We start from the raw sequence: 16,317 nt of genomic DNA, 5'->3' as shown, positions 1-16,317 counted from the left end.
ACTGCAGGGGGGACCCTGTGGGAGAGTAGGACGCCGCCGAACTCCTTTTACGGGAAAGCCCCGTGTCCTTGTGGACACGGGGCTTTTCTGCGTTTCCGAACGTCTAGGCTCGAACCATGCGCTACGAACTGGTCATCTTCGACAACGACGGTGTGCTCGTGGACAGCGAGCCGATCTCCAACACCATCCTGGCCGAGTACCTCACGGAGCTCGGTCACCCCACCTCGTACCAGGAGAGCCTCCGGGACTACATGGGGGCCGCCGTGCACCGGGTGCACGATCTCGTCGAGGAACGGACCGGGGAGAAGCTGCCCGCGGACTTCGACGAGACGCTCCACTCACGGATCTTCGCCGCGTTCGAGCAGGAGCTGGAACCGGTGGCCGGGGTCGAGGACGTACTGGGGAAGCTCGTGGCCGACGGGATTCCGTACTGTGTGGCATCCTCCGGCAGCCACGAGCGGATCCGGGTCGGGCATCGCAAGACCGGGCTCGACCAGTGGTTCGAGGAAGAGTGGATCTTCAGCTCGGAGGACGTCGGGCGGGGAAAGCCGGCGCCCGATCTGTACCTGCGCGCCGCCGAGCGCATGGGCGTGCCTCCCGAGCGCTGCGTCGTCATCGAGGACAGCCCGCTCGGAGTGGAGGCGGCCAGGGCCGCCGGGATGGATGTGTACGGGTTTACGTCGATGATGCCGGCGGACCGGCTCTCCGGGGTCACCGGGCACTTCTCAGACATGAGCCAACTCCGGGAATTGCTGGCCTGATCCATCTACCCACGGGTAGAAACTGGCCTTACGCTCGCGGCCATGACAGATGCTCGTTTGCGGCACGGCAGGGCCTCCCTCGCGGTGAGTTTCTTCGTGCAGGGAGTCACCTTCGCTCTGTTGGTGACGCGGATTCCCGCCATTCAGGACCAGTACGGGATATCCGACGGGCTGCTGCCCGTCTTCCTGGCCGCGGTGCCCATCCTGGCCGGAGTCGGCAGCGTGGTCACCGAGAAGGTGGTCGTGCGGGTGCGGCCCGGGGTCGTGCTCAGGTGGGCGCAGCCCGTCGTGATGCTCGCGCTGCTCGGCGCCGGCGCCGGGAACGCGCTGTGGGAGGCGGCCCTGGCGTTGGGCGTGTTCGGGCTGTCCGTCGGGGCGCTCGACGCCTCCATGAACATGATGGGCGTCAGCCTCCAGCGGGCCTATGGGCGATCCATCATGCTCGGGTTCCACGCCGCGTACAGCCTGGGCGGGATCGCCGGGGCGTCGATGGCCTGGGCCGGGGCGCACTGGGACCTCTCGCTGCTGGTCTCCTATCTGCCGGCGGTCGTCGTGCTGCTGCCCGTCGCGTTCATCGGGAGCCGTTGGTACGCCGAGGGCGCGGAGCCGGACTCGGAGGCCGGCGGGACGCAGGGCAAGGGGGCGGCCTCGGTCTCCTTCAAGCTGCTGATGCCGCTCTGTCTGGTGATGAGCTTCGCGTACATCGGGGACTCGACGGTCTCCAACTGGAGCGCCAAGTATCTGCAGGACGTGCTGGGGAGCTCGGAGCAGCTGTCGACCGTCCCGTACAACCTCTACATGGTGACGACCCTGCTGGGGCGGGCCGTGGGGGACCTCGGGGTGCGGCGGTTCGGGGCCGTCACCGTGGTGCGGTTCGGGAGTGTGCTGGCCGCCGCCGGGTTCGCCGTGGTGGCGGTGGCCGGTGGGGCGTGGACCGGGATGCTCGGATTCACCATGCTCGGGCTCGGGCTCTGCGTGATCGTGCCGCAGACCTTCGCCGCCGCCGGGCGGATGTTCCCCGGGGCGAGCGATACGGCCATCGCCCGGCTGAACGTCTTCAACTACGTGGGATTCCTGGTGGGATCGCCGTTGGTGGGGGCGCTCGGGGACGCCTGGAGCTACCGCGGGGCGATGCTCGTACCCATGGTGCTGGTGCTCGCGACCCTGGTGTACGCCAAGTCGTTCGGCACGGAGTCCGCCCGATACGGTGGCGGGCATGAGCGGCCGCGCACAGTTGATGTGGGATGACGCAGTAACGGGATACGACTTCGGGGAAAGCCACCCGATGGACCCCGTCAGGCTCGCCCTGACCATGGGGCTGGTCCGGGCGTTCGGGCTCGACGGCGCGGTGGACGTGGTGTCGGCCAAGCCCGCCGGGGATTCCACGCTGCGGCTGGTGCACCGCGAGGACTACGTGGCCGCGGTGCGGGCCGCCTCGGCGGATCCGAGGCACGCCGATCAGAAGTACGGGCTCGGGACCGTGGACGATCCGGCGTTCGCCGGGATGCACGAGGCCTCGGCGCTGATCGCCGGGCAGTCGGTGGCGGCGGCCGAGGCGGTGTGGCGCGGGAACACCGCGCACGCCGTGAACTTCACGGGCGGCCTGCACCATGCCATGCCGGGCGGCGCGGCGGGGTTCTGCGTCTACAACGACCCGGCGCTCGCCATCGCGCGGATGCTGGAACTGGGCGCCGAGCGGGTCGCGTACGTCGATGTGGATGTGCACCACGGGGACGGGGTGCAGGCGGCCTTCTGGGAGGATCCGCGGGTCCTGACCGTCTCGCTGCACGAGCACCCGCGGACGCTCTTCCCGCAGACCGGCTGGCCCGAGGAGACCGGCTCCGGGGCGGGTGAGGGCAGCGCGGTGAATGTGGCGCTGCCGGCCGGTACGGGGGACGCGGGGTGGCTGCGGGCGTTCCATGCGGTGGTGCCGGAGCTGCTGGCGGACTTCCGGCCGCAGGTGCTGGTGAGCCAGCACGGGGCCGATACGCATTTCGAGGACCCGCTCGCCCATCTCGCGGTGTCGCTGGACGCGCAGCGCGCGGTGATGTCGGCCTGTCACGACCTCGCCCATGAGTACGTGGAGGGCGGTCGCTGGGTCGCGCTCGGCGGGGGCGGCTACGCGGTGGTCGATGTGGTGCCGCGGTCCTGGACGCATCTGGTGGGGATCGCCGCGCACGCGCCGGTGGATCCGGAGTCGGTGATCCCGTCGTCGTGGCGGGACGAGGTGTACGCGCGGACACGGCAGTTGGGGCCGGCCCGGATGACGGACGGCCGTACGCCTTCCTGGAAGTCGTGGGAGCAGGGGTACGACCCCGCGGACCGGCTGGACCAGGCGGTGCTGGCGACGCGGCGGGCGGCGTTCCCCCTGCGGGGGCTGCTGACCTGAGCCGGGCGGAGGTGGTCGTGGTGCGGCCGTTTCCGTGCGGTGGCGCGTAATGGTTACGCCAACTGTGGGGCGTAGCCGGGCTTCCGGCCCTCCGTCCGGGTGATTGCGGGAGCATCGTGGGGTGTTGAGCACCGGAGCGCTGCGTGCGCATCTGCTGGCGGCCCGGCTGGCCGGACCCGTGGCCACCTCGCGGGAGGTGAGTCTGCGGAGCTATCGGCTCTTCGCGGCCCGGGATCCGCGGGTGACGCTCGGTCTCGACCCCGGGCGGGGCTGGGCGGAGCAGGATCTGCTCCGGCTGATGGCCGACAGGTGCGGGGTCTCGGACGATCCCGCTCATGTCTCGGGGCCGGACGTGATCGATCCGGAGCGGACCCTGGCAGGTCTGGACGCCTTCGCCGAACGGCTCGCGCATGCCGCGGTCCGGCGGGCGCCGGTGCTGTTCGGGACCGGTCATCCGCACCGGCTGCTCGGGTTCTACGCAGCGCTGGCAGACGCCATGTCGGCGGCGGGGTGTTCCGTACTCACCCCCGCGCAGGGGCGATGTATCGACATAACGACCCGGTTCGGTGTACGCACGTGCAGCCTCGACTACGTACGGGGAGTCGCGATGGTGCGCGAACCCGGCGTGCGGTCGCGCGGCGGTGACACCGGCGCACATACCCATTCCCCGTTGCCGGTCAGGGTCGTTCTGGAGTCGGCGGCAGAGGGCCGGGGACAGTTGCCGGAACTGGTCGTCGGGGACCACGGCTGGGTCTGCGGGGCAGGTCAGCTGGGTATTGAGGCGATCGGTCTCGCCGATACGGACGACCCCGCGCTGTTCGTCGGAGAGGCCGAGGGGCGGGTGGCGGTCGTCGTGCCGCTCGATGACGGGGTGCCGTCCGCGTACTACCGGCCGCTGACGCGCTATGTACTCAATCGGGCGTTTCTGTCACGGTAGGCGGCCGATCGTCTCACCTCTTCCCCACTCGCATCACCCGCCCCTAATCTGGGGAGTGAGCGCACAACGACGAAGAGTCACCGGAGGGGAAGCCGGTGGGCGTCTCGTGCGGAAGGTACAGGTGGGTCATGGCTGCTGGCAGCGAGAGGCCTCTCAACGAGGTCAAGTTTCTGACCGTGGCGGAAGTCGCCTCGGTCATGAGAGTGTCGAAGATGACCGTGTACCGCTTGGTGCACAGCGGTCATCTGCCGGCGATCCGGGTGGGCAGGTCCTTCCGGGTCCCGGAGCAAGCGGTTCACGAGTATCTCCGCGAGTCCTTTGTGGGGGTGGAGTCCGCCTGAGGTTCACCTCGGATTACGCCCCTCACGCGCTGGCGGGTAGGCTAGGCCGACGTAGGTCGTGTGGGCCCAGACGCCCCGCACCAGTGAAGAAGAAGTGAGCGAGGGTAGTCGTGGGCTCTGTTATCAAGAAGCGGCGCAAGCGGATGGCCAAGAAGAAGCACCGCAAGCTGCTCAAGCGCACGCGCGTTCAGCGTCGCAACAAGAAGTAAGCGAACGCTGTTCGTGAAACCGCAGCCCTCCCGCCGTTCCGGCGGGAGGGCTGCGGTGCGTCGCGGGGGCAGTCGGACCGGCGGTCTCCTCGGTCGGCCGCCCGCATTCGGGCCAAAGACTTGCGTGAAGGCCGCCGCGCGGTCGTCACAGGGCAACATCCACCCGCTACGGTGACGGCCAGGGGAAACCTTTCGACGGAAGGCGCTGATCTTGGGGAAGGTCGTGCTGGTCACGGGAGCGGCCCGGCAGCTGGGCGGCCGCTTCGTGCGGCGCATCCAGCGTGATCCGGGTGTGGACCGGGTGATCGCCGTCGACGCGGTCGCGCCCGGACACGGGCTGGGCGACGCCGTTTTCGTGACGGCGGACATCCGCCAGCCCGCGATCGCGAGAGTCCTCGCCGAGCACTCCGTCGACACGGTGGTGCATCTGGACGTCTCGGCCAAGGCGGTCGGCACGGGCGGCCGGACGACGGTCAAGGAGACCAACGTCATCGGGACCATGCAGCTGCTCGGCGCCTGTCAGAAGGCGGCCGGCGTGCGGCGGCTGGTGGTCAAGTCCAGTACGAACGTGTACGGCTCGGCACCCCGCGACCCGGCGGTCTTCACCGAGACCACCCCGCCCAAGTCCCTGCCCAGCGGGGGCTTCGCCAAGGACACGGTGGAGGTCGAGGGGTACGTACGGGGCTTCGCGCGCCGCAGGCCGGATGTGGCCGTGTGCGTGCTCAGGTTCGCGAACATCCTCGGACCGCAGGCCGATTCGCCGCTGGCCGACTATCTGTCGCTGCCCGTGCTGCCGACGGTGTTCGGCTACGACCCGAGGCTTCAGTTCGTGCACGAGGACGATGTCGTCGACGTCCTGGGCGTCGCGTCCGGCGAGCCGCGGCGCGGGACGCTGAACAGCGGCACGTTCAACATCGCCGGGGACGGGGTGCTGCTGCTCTCGCAGTGCTCGCGGCGGCTGGGACGGCCGACGATGCCGTTGCTGCTGCCCGCGGTCACCTGGGTCGGCCAGGCGCTGCGTACGGCCGGCATGACGGACTTCTCGCCGGAGCAGATCCGGCTGCTCACCCACGGCCGGGTGGTCTCCACCGTGCAGATGCGCGAGACTCTCGGCTTCCACCCCCGGTTCAGTACCGCAGAGACGTTCGCGGAGTTCGCCGGCAGTCAGGGGCCCGGACTGCTGCCGCCCGAGGCGGTGGGCAGGGCCGTCGACCGGCTGGCCGCGATGCCGTTCGCCGCGGCGGGCGGCGACGCCGCGGGGATCACCGGGGCCGGCGACACCGAGCCGGCCCCCAGCGCCAGGTAGAGGAGCGCACCGACGATGGCGGATGCCAAGGTCATTCCGTTCGACGACGACCGTTCGCGGACGGGCGGTTCGGCGCGCCCCGCACGGCGCCGGCCCTCGGGGGGCGGTGGCCGGGGGCCCGCGGCGGCCTCCGCGGTGGGGACCGCGGCCGTGAGCGCCCTGCCCGGGCAGCAGGACGCCTCGAAGCATCCCCAGGAGCCTCAGCGGGCCGGGCAGCCGGGCGTGGAGCCCGACGGGCGCGGCGGCTGGGACCGGCGGATCGCCGGCGGGCTCGCGTTTCTGCGGCGGCGGGTCACCGGGGAGTACGACGTCGACGAGTTCGGCTACGACGAGGAGCTGACCGATCAGGTCCTGATGTCGATGCTCCGGCCGGTGTACGAGAAGTACTTCCGGGTCGAGGTGAAGGGCATCGAGAACATCCCGTCCGAGGGCGGGGCGCTCATCGTGTCCAACCACTCGGGAACACTTCCGCTGGACGGGCTGATGCTCCAGGTCGCGGTGCACGACAACCATCCGGCGGGCCGGCATCTGCGGCTGCTCGCCGCCGATCTCGTCTTCATGCTGCCGGTGGTGAACGAGCTGGCCCGCAAGGCCGGGCACACGCTGGCCTGTGCGGAGGACGCGGAGCGGCTGCTGCGGCGGGGTGAGGTCGTCGGCGTGATGCCGGAGGGGTTCAAGGGCATCGGGAAGCCGTTCGGGGAGCGGTACAAGTTGCAGCGCTTCGGGCGGGGCGGCTTCGTGTCCACGGCGCTGCGGGCCGGGGTGCCGATCATTCCGTGCTCGATCGTGGGGGCGGAGGAGATCTACCCGATGATCGGCAACTCGAAGACGCTGGCACGGCTGCTGGGCTTCCCGTACTTCCCGATCACGCCGACGTTCCCGTGGCTCGGGCCGCTCGGGGCGGTGCCGTTGCCGACGAAGTGGACGATCCAGTTCGGGGAGCCGATCTCCACCACCGGGTATCCGGTGGAGGCGGCGGAGGATCCGATGCTGATGTTCAACCTGACGGATCAGGTGCGGGAGCAGATCCAGCACACGCTGTACAAGCTGCTGGTGCAGCGGCGGTCGGTGTTCTTCTGAGGGCGGTGCCGATACGCGCGGGCGTGCGGTACGCGGAGGGGGACGGGCCCGGTGAGCCCGTCCCCCTCCGCGTACGAGGTGGCGCTAGTCGTTCTTCAGGTCCTCGCCGTTGATCCCCAGGCCCGGGAGGAGGCCGGGGAGGAGCGGCGGGAGGGTCACGTCCGGGGTGGGCGGGGTGCTGACCCGGCCGTCGGCGGGCGGGACGGTGCCGGGGGGCGGGGTGCCGAACAGGCCGTCCGTGCCGCTGATCAGGCCCTCGGACGAGGCGCTGCCCGAGCCCGAGGGACGGGGCGTGGCACTGTCGCCCGTACGGCCCTGGGAGGCTTCCGGCGAGGCGGGTGCGGAGGGGGCGGTGTGCGAGGGGCGGGTGCCCTGTTCCGCGGTGTCCGACCGCCGGGCGTCGCCGCTGCTGTCCGGGGTGCGGGGCAGCAGCGACTGGAGCGGCTGGACCTCTTCGTCTATGGCGTCGAAGACCGAGCTGACCTGGTCGCCGACGTCCGTCAGCTGTACGGGGAGCCGGTCGCGGAGGCTGATCCAGCTGTCGCGGTGCGAGCGCGAGAACGAGTCCAGGGTCTGGATGGGGCCGATGGCGCCGTTCTGCCGGTAGGCGGAGTGGAGCAGGCGGTGGCCCTCGCCGGCGTCGTGCATCATGCCGTTGAGCGTGCGCCTGACCTCGCCGAGCTGTTCGTGGTCCAGGTTTCCGGAGCGGGCACGCTCCATCAGCCGGCGGGCCTCGCTGAGCCGGGTGGACGCCTGGTCGAGGTAGGCCTCGCCGCGGTCGGCGTCGCCGCTGGCCATGCCGAGGTGGAAGTCCTCCATGCCGCGCTTGAGCCCGTACAGCGAATCACCCGGCAGGGCGTCGGAACTGGCAGCGGCCACTCCGCCGAAGGCGCCCGCCGCCACACCGACGGTGAGTCCGCCGGCCGCGAGGCCCTTCGTCCAGCGTGAACGCGGACGCAATTTCCGGAGCGGGGAGGCCCGGTGGGCTCCCTTGGTCCGCTGTTCGGGCACCGTAGGGCCCGCGGACGCGCCGCCCTCGGTGAACATGGCCTCCATGGCGGCGACGAGCTGGGCTCGCTGCACCACTTTGACCTCGGGATCCAACTCCGGCCTCGGTACCTCACCGAGGCCGTTCGCCAGGGCCAACAACGGTCCGTGGCCGGCCGGTTCGGCCGGGTCCTCGGGCTGTGCGGCCGCCGCACCGCGGAGCGACTGCTCCTCCAGGGCCTGGGCGAAGGCGTTCGCCCGCCGGTGTGCCGAAACGTTTGCGATCACTGGCGGCACCTCCTCTCGTCATGACGGTCGACTCCCCTGGGGGTCCGGAAGGTTGCACACCTTGAGCGCTTCCACACGAATGAGTGAGTGTCGGCGGACATGGGGCGACGACAGGGGGCCTGCAACCGGCACAACGAGGGGCGCGGCACTTGGGTTACGCACGAAGGATGATCGGACCAGTGCGTGACGGGGGCATCGCCGAGAGTTACTCGGCCGGGGGTGCGGTCAGCGGGCATCGTCCGGGAGGAGCCGGGCCAGCGTGCGGACGGCGCGGTACTGAAGGGTCTTGATCGCGCCCTCGTTCTTGCCCATGACCCGGGCGGTCTCGGCGACCGAGAGGCCCTGCAGGAAGCGCAGGGTCACGCACTCCTGCTGCTGGGGGTTGAGCCGGCGCACGGCCTGGAGCAGCGCGGCGTTGGAGAGGGACTCCAGGACGGAGTCCTCGGGACTGCGCTCGACCTCGTTGGCGTCGAGCATTTCGCCGGTGGTCACTTCCAGCCGGAAGCGGCTGGACTTGAAGTGGTCGGCGACCAGGTTGCGGGCGATGGTGACCAGCCAGGCGCCGAAGTCGCGGCCCTGCCAGGTGAACGTGGAGATGCGGCGCAGGGCGCGCAGGAAGGTCTCACTGGTGAGGTCCTCCGCCGTCGCCTTGCCGCCCACGCGGTAGTAGATGTAGCGGTAGACGGTGTCGCTGTACTGGTCGTAGAGGCGGCCGAAGGCGTCGGCCTCGCCGGCCTGTGCGCGCTCGACGAGATCCATCATGCGCGCGCTGTCGCTGTCGGCGGTCGGCCGACGAACGGTGGACGTGGTCGTTGCGCCGCGGTTGCTGCGTCTTCCGACCGCCGCACTGCGTTCGGCCAGGGCGTAGCAGGGGCCGGCAGGTGCAGGGGTGGCAAATGCGGGTACGGCGTACGCGGTGGGGACGAAGCCGCGCAAGCGGTCGGCGACCGATGCGCGCAGCGTAGCCAGGCCCGAGGCGTCAACCCCGACGTGTGGGTACACGGGACTCCCAGAGGCAGAGCTTCCATCACGTTCAGTGTGGAACCGTCACTCGTCGTGGTGAGTGGTGGGTTCCGGAATGCGTCTGAGGAGAATAACGCTTCGTACAGGCGGTGCTACACCCAGTTGCTCAAATCATCGATTACGTCGCTTCTGTAGCGACTAAACGACGCATCAAGTAGCACATCGTGACCGTTTATTGATCGAATTACTTCGCTATCTGCCTGTCGGGGCGACGGGTTGTGGTCGTGTCCGAGCAACGCGACTGGCCGGAGCGGTCGGTGGGTAAGGGGTCCCGATCGGCCGGCGGCGTCCGGGCGCGGCCGACCCGGCCCTCGGCGGGGCCGGGGCGGGCAGGGGCCGGGGCGGGCCGTGGTTCAGCGGCGGCGGCGGTGCAGGGCGACGGCGGCCGCGGTGCCCCCCGCGATCGCGCCGACGCCGGCCGCGGCCGGGATGCCGACCTTGGCCGCCTTGCGGCCCGTCCGGTAGTCCCGCAGCCGCCAGTCGAGCGCGCGGGCGTGCTTGCGGAGCTTGGCGTCCGGGTTGATCGCGTACGGGTGTCCGACCAGGGACAGCATCGGGATGTCGTTGTGCGAATCGCTGTACGCCGCGCAGCGGTCGAGGTCCAGGCCCTCGGCGGCGGCCAGGGCGCGGACCGCCTCGGCCTTCGCGGGGCCGTGCAGCGGCTCGCCGACCAGCCGGCCGGTGTAGACGCCGCCGACGGATTCGGCGACCGTGCCGAGCGCGCCGGTCAGTCCGAGCCGGCGGGCGATGATCGTGGCGGTCTCCACCGGGGCCGCGGTGACCAGCCAGACGCGCTGCCCGGCGTCTAGGTGGGCCTGGGCGAGGGCCCGGGTGCCGGGCCAGATGCGGTCGGCCATGTACTCGTCGTAGATCTCCTCGCCGATGGACATCAGCTCGGAGACCCGGTGGCCCTTGACGATGGACAGGGCGCTGTCGCGGGCGTCCTGCATGTGTTCCGGGTCCTCGACGCCCGCCAGTCTGAACCAGGCCTGCTGCCAGGCGAACCGGGTCAGCTCGCGGCGCTGGAAGAACTTCCGCTTGTACAGGCCGCGGCCGAAGTGGAAGATCGCCGCGCCCTGCATGACGGTGTTGTCCAGGTCGAAGAAGGCGGCGGCCCGTTCGTCACCGACGACGGGGAAGGGTGCCTCCTCGGCCTCCGCCCTCGCGGTGGTGCCCTGCTCGGTGCCGGGGGGCTGATCGTCGGGGAGGGTGGATTTCCGCGCTGCCTCAGCTGCTGCCTCGCCGGCCAGCACGCTCCGTGCTGTCGCGGGGCGCCTACGGGGTGTGAGCCATCCAAGAGCGGCCATGTCGTGAGCATAGCCAGTCGGTTCGGCCCTTCCCGACCTGCCGGGATGCCGCGGCGTGAACTCTCGGCCGCCGATTTGTTGAACGGGTGATTCCGGGCGTACCGGCTCAAGGGCGGAACAGCTTCACTCCCGGCGCAGAATGAAGGCATGAGTGCCCTGTTTCGACGTACGAAGAAGAAGCCCGCGGACCGCGTGGTGACCCTGGTCGGGAAGCCCGGGTGTCACCTCTGTGACGACGCGAGGCGGGTGGTGCGGGAGGTGTGCGAGGAGACCGGCGCGTCCTGGGAGGAGAAGGACATCACCGTGGACGAGGAACTGCACCGGGAGTACTGGGAGCAGATTCCGGTGGTGCTGATCGATGACGAGCAGCACACGTTCTGGCGGGTGGACCCGGCGAGGCTGCGCGCGGCACTGGGGTCATGAGCGAAAGACGGTTACCATCGTGGGCGTTTTGAGTGCTCTCGGGGGAGTGGCTGTGAGGAGTGTGTGCCGCTTTGCCCCCTTCGGGCCCGCAACGGGCTGATGCGATCCTTGGTTCCGGGATCGCGCGACGAATGTGCGTGACCCCGGTCACTTTGACCGGACAAAACGGACACTATCTTTGTGCACGCGTTCACAAAGACATAGCCTGCATTCGACGGGGCGGTCCTGGGAAATACGGCCGCCTGCAGCCCCGCTCATCCCGCAGGAGCACCGTGGCAACTGGCCGAACTCACCGACCGGCGACCCGTAGCCGAGGAATTCCCGAGGCCACCGTCGCCCGACTTCCGCTGTATCTGCGCGCACTGACCGCGCTCTCCGAGCGCTCGGTACCCACGGTCTCGTCCGAGGAACTCGCCGCGGCGGCGGGGGTCAACTCCGCCAAGCTGCGCAAGGACTTCAGCTACCTCGGCTCGTACGGGACGCGCGGCGTCGGCTACGACGTCGAGTATCTCGTGTACCAGATCTCCCGCGAACTCGGGCTCACCCAGGACTGGCCGGTCGTGATCGTCGGCATCGGTAACCTCGGCGCCGCGCTCGCCAACTACGGCGGGTTCGCCTCCCGCGGCTTCCGGGTCGCCGCGCTGATCGACGCCGACCCCGCGATGGCCGGAACGCCGGTCGCGGGCATCCCCGTGCAGCACGCCGACGAACTGGAGCGGATCGTCGGTGACAACGGCGTGTCGATCGGTGTCATCTCGACCCCGGCCGGTGCCGCGCAGCAGGTCTGCGACCGGCTCGTCGCGGCGGGCGTCACCTCCATCCTGAACTTCGCGCCGACCGTGCTGTCCGTGCCCGACGGCGTCGACGTCCGCAAGGTCGACCTCTCCATCGAGCTCCAGATCCTCGCCTTCCACGAGCAGCGCAAGGCCGGCGAGGACACCACCGAGAGCAGCCCGGACCCGGCCGCGCCTCCGGTGCGCTCGGCCTCCGGCGGCCGGAAGGGACCTGACGGGGACATGCCCGCCGTGATGCCGGCATGAGCCTCCTCGTCGTAGGACTGAGCCACCGCAGTGCCCCGGTCTCCGTACTGGAGCGGGCCTCGCTGCCCGCCGAGGCACAGGCCAAGCTGCTCCAGGACACGCTCGCCGCGGAGCCCGCGGTCGAGGCCGCCGTGCTGGCCACCTGCAACCGCATCGAGCTGTACGCCGACGTGGACAAGTTCCACGCGGGCGTCGCCGAGCTGTCCACGCTCCTCGCCCAGCACAGCGGCGTCGGGCTGGACGAGCTCACTCCGTATCTCTATGTGCACTACGAGGACCGGGCCGTCCACCACCTCTTCTCGGTGGCGTGCGGGCTGGACTCGATGGTCGTCGGCGAGGGCCAGATCCTCGGCCAGATCAAGGACGCGCTGGCGCTGGGGCAGGAGCTCCACACCGCCGGCCGGCTGCTGAACGACCTGTTCCAGCAGGCCCTGCGGGTCGGCAAGCGGGCCCACAGCGAGACCGGGATCGACCGGGCCGGGCAGTCGCTCGTCACCTTCGGTCTCGAACAGCTCGCGGCCGGCGCGGACGTCGCCGGCTGGGCCGCGGGCAAGCGCGCGCTGGTGATCGGCGCGGGCTCGATGTCCTCGCTCGCCGCCGCCACCCTGGCCCGTACCGGTGTCGCCGAGATCGTCGTCGCCAACCGGACCCGGGCCCGCGCCGACCGGCTCGTCGAGATCCTGGTCCAGCCCGGAGGCACCGGCGTGGCCGCCCGTGCCGTGGAGATGGCCGCGGTCCGCGACGAACTGACACGTGCCGATGTCGTCGTCTCCTGCACCGGTGCGACCGGTCTGGTGCTGACCGCGGAGGCCGTCGCCACCGCGCTCGGACTGGACATCGACAATGCCGCGGCGACGCCCGCCGCGCCCGCGGTGCCCGCTCCCGCCCCGGCCGACGCCGACCGGCACGCCGCCTGGGTGGAGAACGGCAGCGCCGGTGCGGTGCGCCAGGCGGTCCGCCGGGCCACCGTGCCCGCCCAGGGCGCCGGCCCCGTACGCCTGGCCCTGCTCGACCTCGCGATGCCGCGTGACATCGACGGCGGGGCCGCCCGGCTCGACGGTGTGCGCCTCGTCGACATCGAGTCGCTCGCGGAGGCGTCGGCGGACGCCCCGATGGCGGCCGACGTGGACCGGGTGCGCACCATCGTCGCCGACGAGGTCGCCGCCTTCGGCGCCGCCCAGCGCGCCGCCCACATCACCCCGACCGTCGTCGCGCTGCGCACGATGGCCGCCGGAGTGGTCGCGGGCGAGATCGCACGGCTCGACGGACGCCTCCCCGACCTGGACGAGAAGCAGCGCGCCGAGATCACGCAGACGGTGCGCCGCGTCGTCGACAAACTCCTGCACGCGCCCACCGTGCGGGTCAAGCAGCTCGCCAGCGAGCCCGGCGGCGCCGGGTACGCCGACGCGCTGCGGGAACTCTTCGACCTCGACCCGCAGACGGTCGCCGCCGTCTCCCGGGCAGACCTGAACGACCCGAATCGAGGGCGGTCATGACCGACAACTCAACCCCGGTCGCGGGGGCCGACAAGCCGCTGAGGCTCGGCACCCGGCGCAGCAAGCTCGCCATGGCGCAGTCCGGCATGGTCGCCGACGCCGTCAGCGAGGTGACCGGGCGCGCCGTCGAGCTCGTCGAGATCACCACGTACGGCGACACCTCGCGGGAGCACCTCGCGCAGATCGGCGGCACCGGTGTGTTCGTCGCGGCGCTGCGCGACGCGCTGCTGCGCGGTGAGGTGGACTTCGCCGTCCACTCGCTCAAGGACCTGCCGACCGCGCAGCCCGAGGGCCTCGTGCTGGCCGCCGTGCCGGTGCGCGAGGACCCGCGCGACGTACTGGTGGCGCGGGACGGGCTGACCTTCGAGCAGCTGCCGTCCGGCGCCCGCATCGGTACCGGTTCGCCGCGCCGCATGGCGCAGCTCAACGCGTACGCCCGTAACCACGGCCTCGACATCGAGACCGTGGCGATCCGGGGGAACGTCGATACGCGTATCGGATTTGTCCGGAGCGGTGAGCTGGACGCGGTGGTACTCGCCGCGGCCGGTCTCAGCCGCCTCGGCCGGACCGGTGAGGTGACCGACTTCCTGTCGGTCGACACCGTCCTGCCCGCTCCCGGCCAGGGAGCACTGGCGATCGAGTGCGCTGCGACCAGCGCCGACCTCGCCGCCGCGCTCGCCGAGCTCGACGACCCGTACACCCGGGCCGCCGTGACCGCCGAGCGTGCCCTGCTCGCCGCCCTGGAGGCCGGTTGCTCCGCACCTGTGGGTGCGCTGGCCGACCTCCTGGTCGACGGACAGGCTGTCAACGAACTGCGCCTGCGCGGAGTCGTCGGTTCCACCGACGGTTCCTCGCTGGTGCAGCTGTCCACCACCGGTCCCGTTCCCACGTCGCAGGACGACGCGGCGGCCCTCGGTCGCGAGCTCGCGTCCGAGATGCTTGCCAAGGGTGCGGCCGGTCTTATGGGGGAGCGAGCACTTTGAGCCCCACCGGCCCCGTCGCATCCGACTTTCCGGCCCTGTCCGCACAAGGGCACGTCACCTTCCTCGGCGCCGGTCCCGGCGACCCGGGACTGCTGACTCTGCGCGCCGTCGAGGCGCTTGCGAGCGCGGACGTCCTTGTCGCCGAGCCGGACGTCCTCGGCGTCGTTCGCTGCCATGCGCGGGCAAGCGTAAGCACACCTGAGCTGACGGTTGTTGACGCGCAGTCAGCAGCCGCCGGTGTTCCCGTTCTCAGGGACGCGGCCAATCTTGTCATGGAGGCGGTGAGGGGCGGCAGGCGGGTCGTCCGTGCCGTCTCGGGCGACCCGGGACTGGACGGGAACGCGGGTGCCGAGATGCTCGCCTGCGCCGCCGCCGGCATCCCCTTCGAGGTCGTGCCGGGCGTCGCCAACGTCGTGGGTGTGCCCGCGTACGCCGGTGTGCCGCTGCGCGACGCGCAGGGCGCGGACGTCAGGTTCGTGGACGCCCGCACCGCCTCCGACCGCTGCTGGACCGAGGTCGGCGCGAGCGATGCCACGGCCGTCATCTCGACGACGCTCGACTCGGTGGCCGCGGCCGCCGGTGAGCTGGTCTCGGCGGGCCGCAAGCCCGACACCCCGCTGACCGTGACGGTCGCCGGCACGACGACCCGCCAGCGCACCTGGACGGCGACCCTCGGGACGATCGCCCAGGTCCTGAAGCAGGCGAAGGTGCTGCCGTCGCCGGAGGGCCACCGGCCCGTCATAGCCGTGGTCGGTGAGCGCAGCTCCGCCGCCCAGCGCGACCAGCTCGCGTGGTTCGAGTCCAAGCCGCTGTTCGGCTGGAAGGTGCTCGTACCGCGTACGAAGGAGCAGTCCGCGTCGCTCTCCGACCAGCTCCGTTCCTACGGTGCCGTGCCGCACGAGGTCCCGACGATCGCCGTCGAGCCGCCCCGTACGCCCCAGCAGATGGAGCGTGCGGTCAAGGGTCTGGTCACGGGCCGCTACGAGTGGATCGCCTTCACCAGCGTCAACGCCGTGAAGGCCGTCCGGGAGAAGTTCGAGGAGTACGGGCTCGACGCCCGTGCCTTCGCCGGGATCAAGGTCGCGGCCGTGGGCGAGCAGACCGCCGCCGCGCTCGTCGACTTCGGTGTGAAGCCGGACCTGGTGCCGTCCGGTGAGCAGTCCGCCGCCGGTCTGCTGGAGGACTGGCCGCCGTACGACCCGGTCTTCGACCCGATCGACCGGGTCTTCCTGCCGCGCGCCGACATCGCCACCGAGACGCTGGTGGCCGGGCTCATCGAGCTGGGCTGGGAGGTCGACGACGTCACCGCGTACCGCACGGTCCGCGCCTCGCCGCCGCCCGCCGACACGCGCGAGGCCATCAAGGGCGGCGGCTTCGACGCGGTGCTCTTCACCTCGTCGTCGACCGTGCGGAACCTGGTCGGCATCGCGGGCAAGCCGCACAACGTGACGGTGATCGCGTGTATCGGCCCGGCCACCGCGAAGACCGCCGAGGAGCACGGCCTGCGGGTCGACGTCCTGTCCCCGGAGCCCTCGGTGCACAAGCTGGCCGAGGCCCTCGCGGAGTTCGGCGCGCGGCGCCGGGAGGCGGCGAAGGAGGCCGGTGACCCGGTGACGCGGCCGAGCGAGCGGCGTCCGGGTGCGCGGCGGCGTCGTACGACGACCTGAGCCGCGCGTCCGAGTGCGTCTCGGAGTGCGTTTCGGAGTGTGTGAGGGGCCCGGTCGCTTCGGCGGCCGGGCCCCTGCCC

16 protein-coding genes are annotated in these 16,317 nt (G+C 71.0%); 13 read left to right on the top strand and 3 right to left on the bottom strand.

Annotated elements, in window-relative coordinates:
- The first annotated feature begins 116 nt into the window (after positions 1-116).
- The 8 genes from ACGF8B_RS41375 (at position 117) to ACGF8B_RS41340 (ending at position 7,023) form a co-directional block, all read left to right on the top strand.
- Entirely contained in the window at positions 117-761 is a 645-nt protein-coding gene (locus ACGF8B_RS41375; protein WP_392748007.1) for an HAD family hydrolase, read from the top strand.
- A gap of 42 nt (positions 762-803) precedes the next feature.
- Complete coding sequence (locus ACGF8B_RS41370; protein WP_392748005.1) at positions 804-2,009, top strand: MFS transporter; 1,206 nt, start codon at positions 804-806, stop codon at positions 2,007-2,009.
- A complete protein-coding gene (locus ACGF8B_RS41365; RefSeq protein ID WP_392748003.1) occupies positions 1,978-3,150 on the top strand; it encodes an acetoin utilization protein AcuC in 1,173 nt (390 codons plus the stop codon). Before ACGF8B_RS41370 ends, ACGF8B_RS41365 begins: the two co-directional genes overlap by 32 nt.
- 121 nt (positions 3,151-3,271) lie before the next feature.
- A complete protein-coding gene (locus ACGF8B_RS41360) occupies positions 3,272-4,087 on the top strand; it encodes a phosphatase (protein ID WP_392748001.1) in 816 nt (271 codons plus the stop codon).
- Positions 4,088-4,215: 128 nt separating this feature from the next.
- On the top strand, positions 4,216-4,428 hold the full coding sequence (locus ACGF8B_RS41355) for a helix-turn-helix domain-containing protein (RefSeq protein ID WP_014046653.1): 213 nt from the start codon (positions 4,216-4,218) through the stop codon (positions 4,426-4,428).
- A gap of 110 nt (positions 4,429-4,538) precedes the next feature.
- The gene (locus ACGF8B_RS41350; protein ID WP_003948845.1) at positions 4,539-4,637 is read left to right on the top strand and encodes a 30S ribosomal protein bS22; all 99 of its coding nucleotides are present in this window, start codon (positions 4,539-4,541) and stop codon (positions 4,635-4,637) included.
- A 211-nt stretch (positions 4,638-4,848) separates the two neighbouring features.
- On the top strand, positions 4,849-5,943 hold the full coding sequence (locus ACGF8B_RS41345) for an NAD-dependent epimerase/dehydratase family protein (protein WP_392748000.1): 1,095 nt from the start codon (positions 4,849-4,851) through the stop codon (positions 5,941-5,943).
- A gap of 15 nt (positions 5,944-5,958) precedes the next feature.
- Entirely contained in the window at positions 5,959-7,023 is a 1,065-nt protein-coding gene (locus tag ACGF8B_RS41340) for a lysophospholipid acyltransferase family protein (RefSeq protein WP_392747998.1), read from the top strand.
- A gap of 84 nt (positions 7,024-7,107) precedes the next feature.
- Here the strand turns inward: ACGF8B_RS41340 and ACGF8B_RS41335 are convergent, their stop codons facing one another.
- From ACGF8B_RS41335 to ACGF8B_RS41325, 3 genes are all read right to left on the bottom strand, one after another.
- The gene (locus tag ACGF8B_RS41335) at positions 7,108-8,298 is read right to left on the bottom strand and encodes a DUF5667 domain-containing protein (protein WP_392747996.1); all 1,191 of its coding nucleotides are present in this window, start codon (positions 8,296-8,298) and stop codon (positions 7,108-7,110) included.
- A gap of 225 nt (positions 8,299-8,523) precedes the next feature.
- Positions 8,524-9,300 carry an ECF subfamily RNA polymerase sigma factor, BldN family gene (locus tag ACGF8B_RS41330; RefSeq protein ID WP_266915138.1) on the bottom strand — a complete coding sequence of 259 codons (777 nt, stop codon included), beginning with the start codon at positions 9,298-9,300 and terminating at the stop codon, positions 8,524-8,526.
- Positions 9,301-9,674: 374 nt separating this feature from the next.
- Positions 9,675-10,628 (bottom strand): HAD family hydrolase, encoded by a 954-nt coding sequence (locus ACGF8B_RS41325; protein ID WP_392747994.1) that lies wholly within the window; start codon positions 10,626-10,628, stop codon positions 9,675-9,677.
- Between the two features lie 147 nt (positions 10,629-10,775).
- Between ACGF8B_RS41325 and ACGF8B_RS41320 the strand changes: the two genes are divergently transcribed.
- The 5 genes from ACGF8B_RS41320 (at position 10,776) to ACGF8B_RS41300 (ending at position 16,237) form a co-directional block, all read left to right on the top strand.
- Entirely contained in the window at positions 10,776-11,051 is a 276-nt protein-coding gene (locus ACGF8B_RS41320; protein WP_124722648.1) for a glutaredoxin family protein, read from the top strand.
- 272 nt (positions 11,052-11,323) lie between these two features.
- Positions 11,324-12,091: a redox-sensing transcriptional repressor Rex gene (locus tag ACGF8B_RS41315; RefSeq protein WP_342286914.1), complete on the top strand. Its 768-nt coding sequence runs from the start codon at positions 11,324-11,326 to the stop codon at positions 12,089-12,091.
- The gene (locus tag ACGF8B_RS41310) at positions 12,088-13,587 is read left to right on the top strand and encodes a glutamyl-tRNA reductase (protein ID WP_392747992.1); all 1,500 of its coding nucleotides are present in this window, start codon (positions 12,088-12,090) and stop codon (positions 13,585-13,587) included. Before ACGF8B_RS41315 ends, ACGF8B_RS41310 begins: the two co-directional genes overlap by 4 nt.
- Positions 13,584-14,570 carry a hydroxymethylbilane synthase gene (hemC, locus tag ACGF8B_RS41305; protein WP_342286912.1) on the top strand — a complete coding sequence of 329 codons (987 nt, stop codon included), beginning with the start codon at positions 13,584-13,586 and terminating at the stop codon, positions 14,568-14,570. The genes ACGF8B_RS41310 and hemC overlap by 4 nt, the downstream gene beginning before the upstream one ends.
- A complete protein-coding gene (locus ACGF8B_RS41300) occupies positions 14,567-16,237 on the top strand; it encodes a uroporphyrinogen-III synthase (protein WP_392747990.1) in 1,671 nt (556 codons plus the stop codon). Before hemC ends, ACGF8B_RS41300 begins: the two co-directional genes overlap by 4 nt.
- The last annotated feature ends 80 nt before the right edge of the window (positions 16,238-16,317 follow it).

The sequence above is a fragment of the Streptomyces sp. NPDC047917 genome (assembly GCF_043204345.1).
Taxonomy (GTDB): Bacteria; Actinomycetota; Actinomycetes; order Streptomycetales; family Streptomycetaceae; genus Streptomyces; species Streptomyces sanglieri.
This window is presented reverse-complemented; position numbering and strand designations above follow the sequence as displayed.

Coding starts and splice junctions, on each gene's coding strand:
- ACGF8B_RS41375 (WP_392748007.1), top strand. CDS start 117: ATGCGCTACGAACTGGTCATCTTCGACAACGACGGTGTGCTCGTGGAC.
- ACGF8B_RS41370 (WP_392748005.1), top strand. CDS start 804: ATGACAGATGCTCGTTTGCGGCACGGCAGGGCCTCCCTCGCGGTGAGT.
- ACGF8B_RS41365 (WP_392748003.1), top strand. CDS start 1,978: ATGAGCGGCCGCGCACAGTTGATGTGGGATGACGCAGTAACGGGATAC.
- ACGF8B_RS41355 (WP_014046653.1), top strand. CDS start 4,216: ATGGCTGCTGGCAGCGAGAGGCCTCTCAACGAGGTCAAGTTTCTGACC.
- ACGF8B_RS41340 (WP_392747998.1), top strand. CDS start 5,959: ATGGCGGATGCCAAGGTCATTCCGTTCGACGACGACCGTTCGCGGACG.
- ACGF8B_RS41325 (WP_392747994.1), bottom strand. CDS start 10,628: ATGGCCGCTCTTGGATGGCTCACACCCCGTAGGCGCCCCGCGACAGCA.
- ACGF8B_RS41320 (WP_124722648.1), top strand. CDS start 10,776: ATGAGTGCCCTGTTTCGACGTACGAAGAAGAAGCCCGCGGACCGCGTG.
- ACGF8B_RS41310 (WP_392747992.1), top strand. CDS start 12,088: ATGAGCCTCCTCGTCGTAGGACTGAGCCACCGCAGTGCCCCGGTCTCC.
- hemC (WP_342286912.1), top strand. CDS start 13,584: ATGACCGACAACTCAACCCCGGTCGCGGGGGCCGACAAGCCGCTGAGG.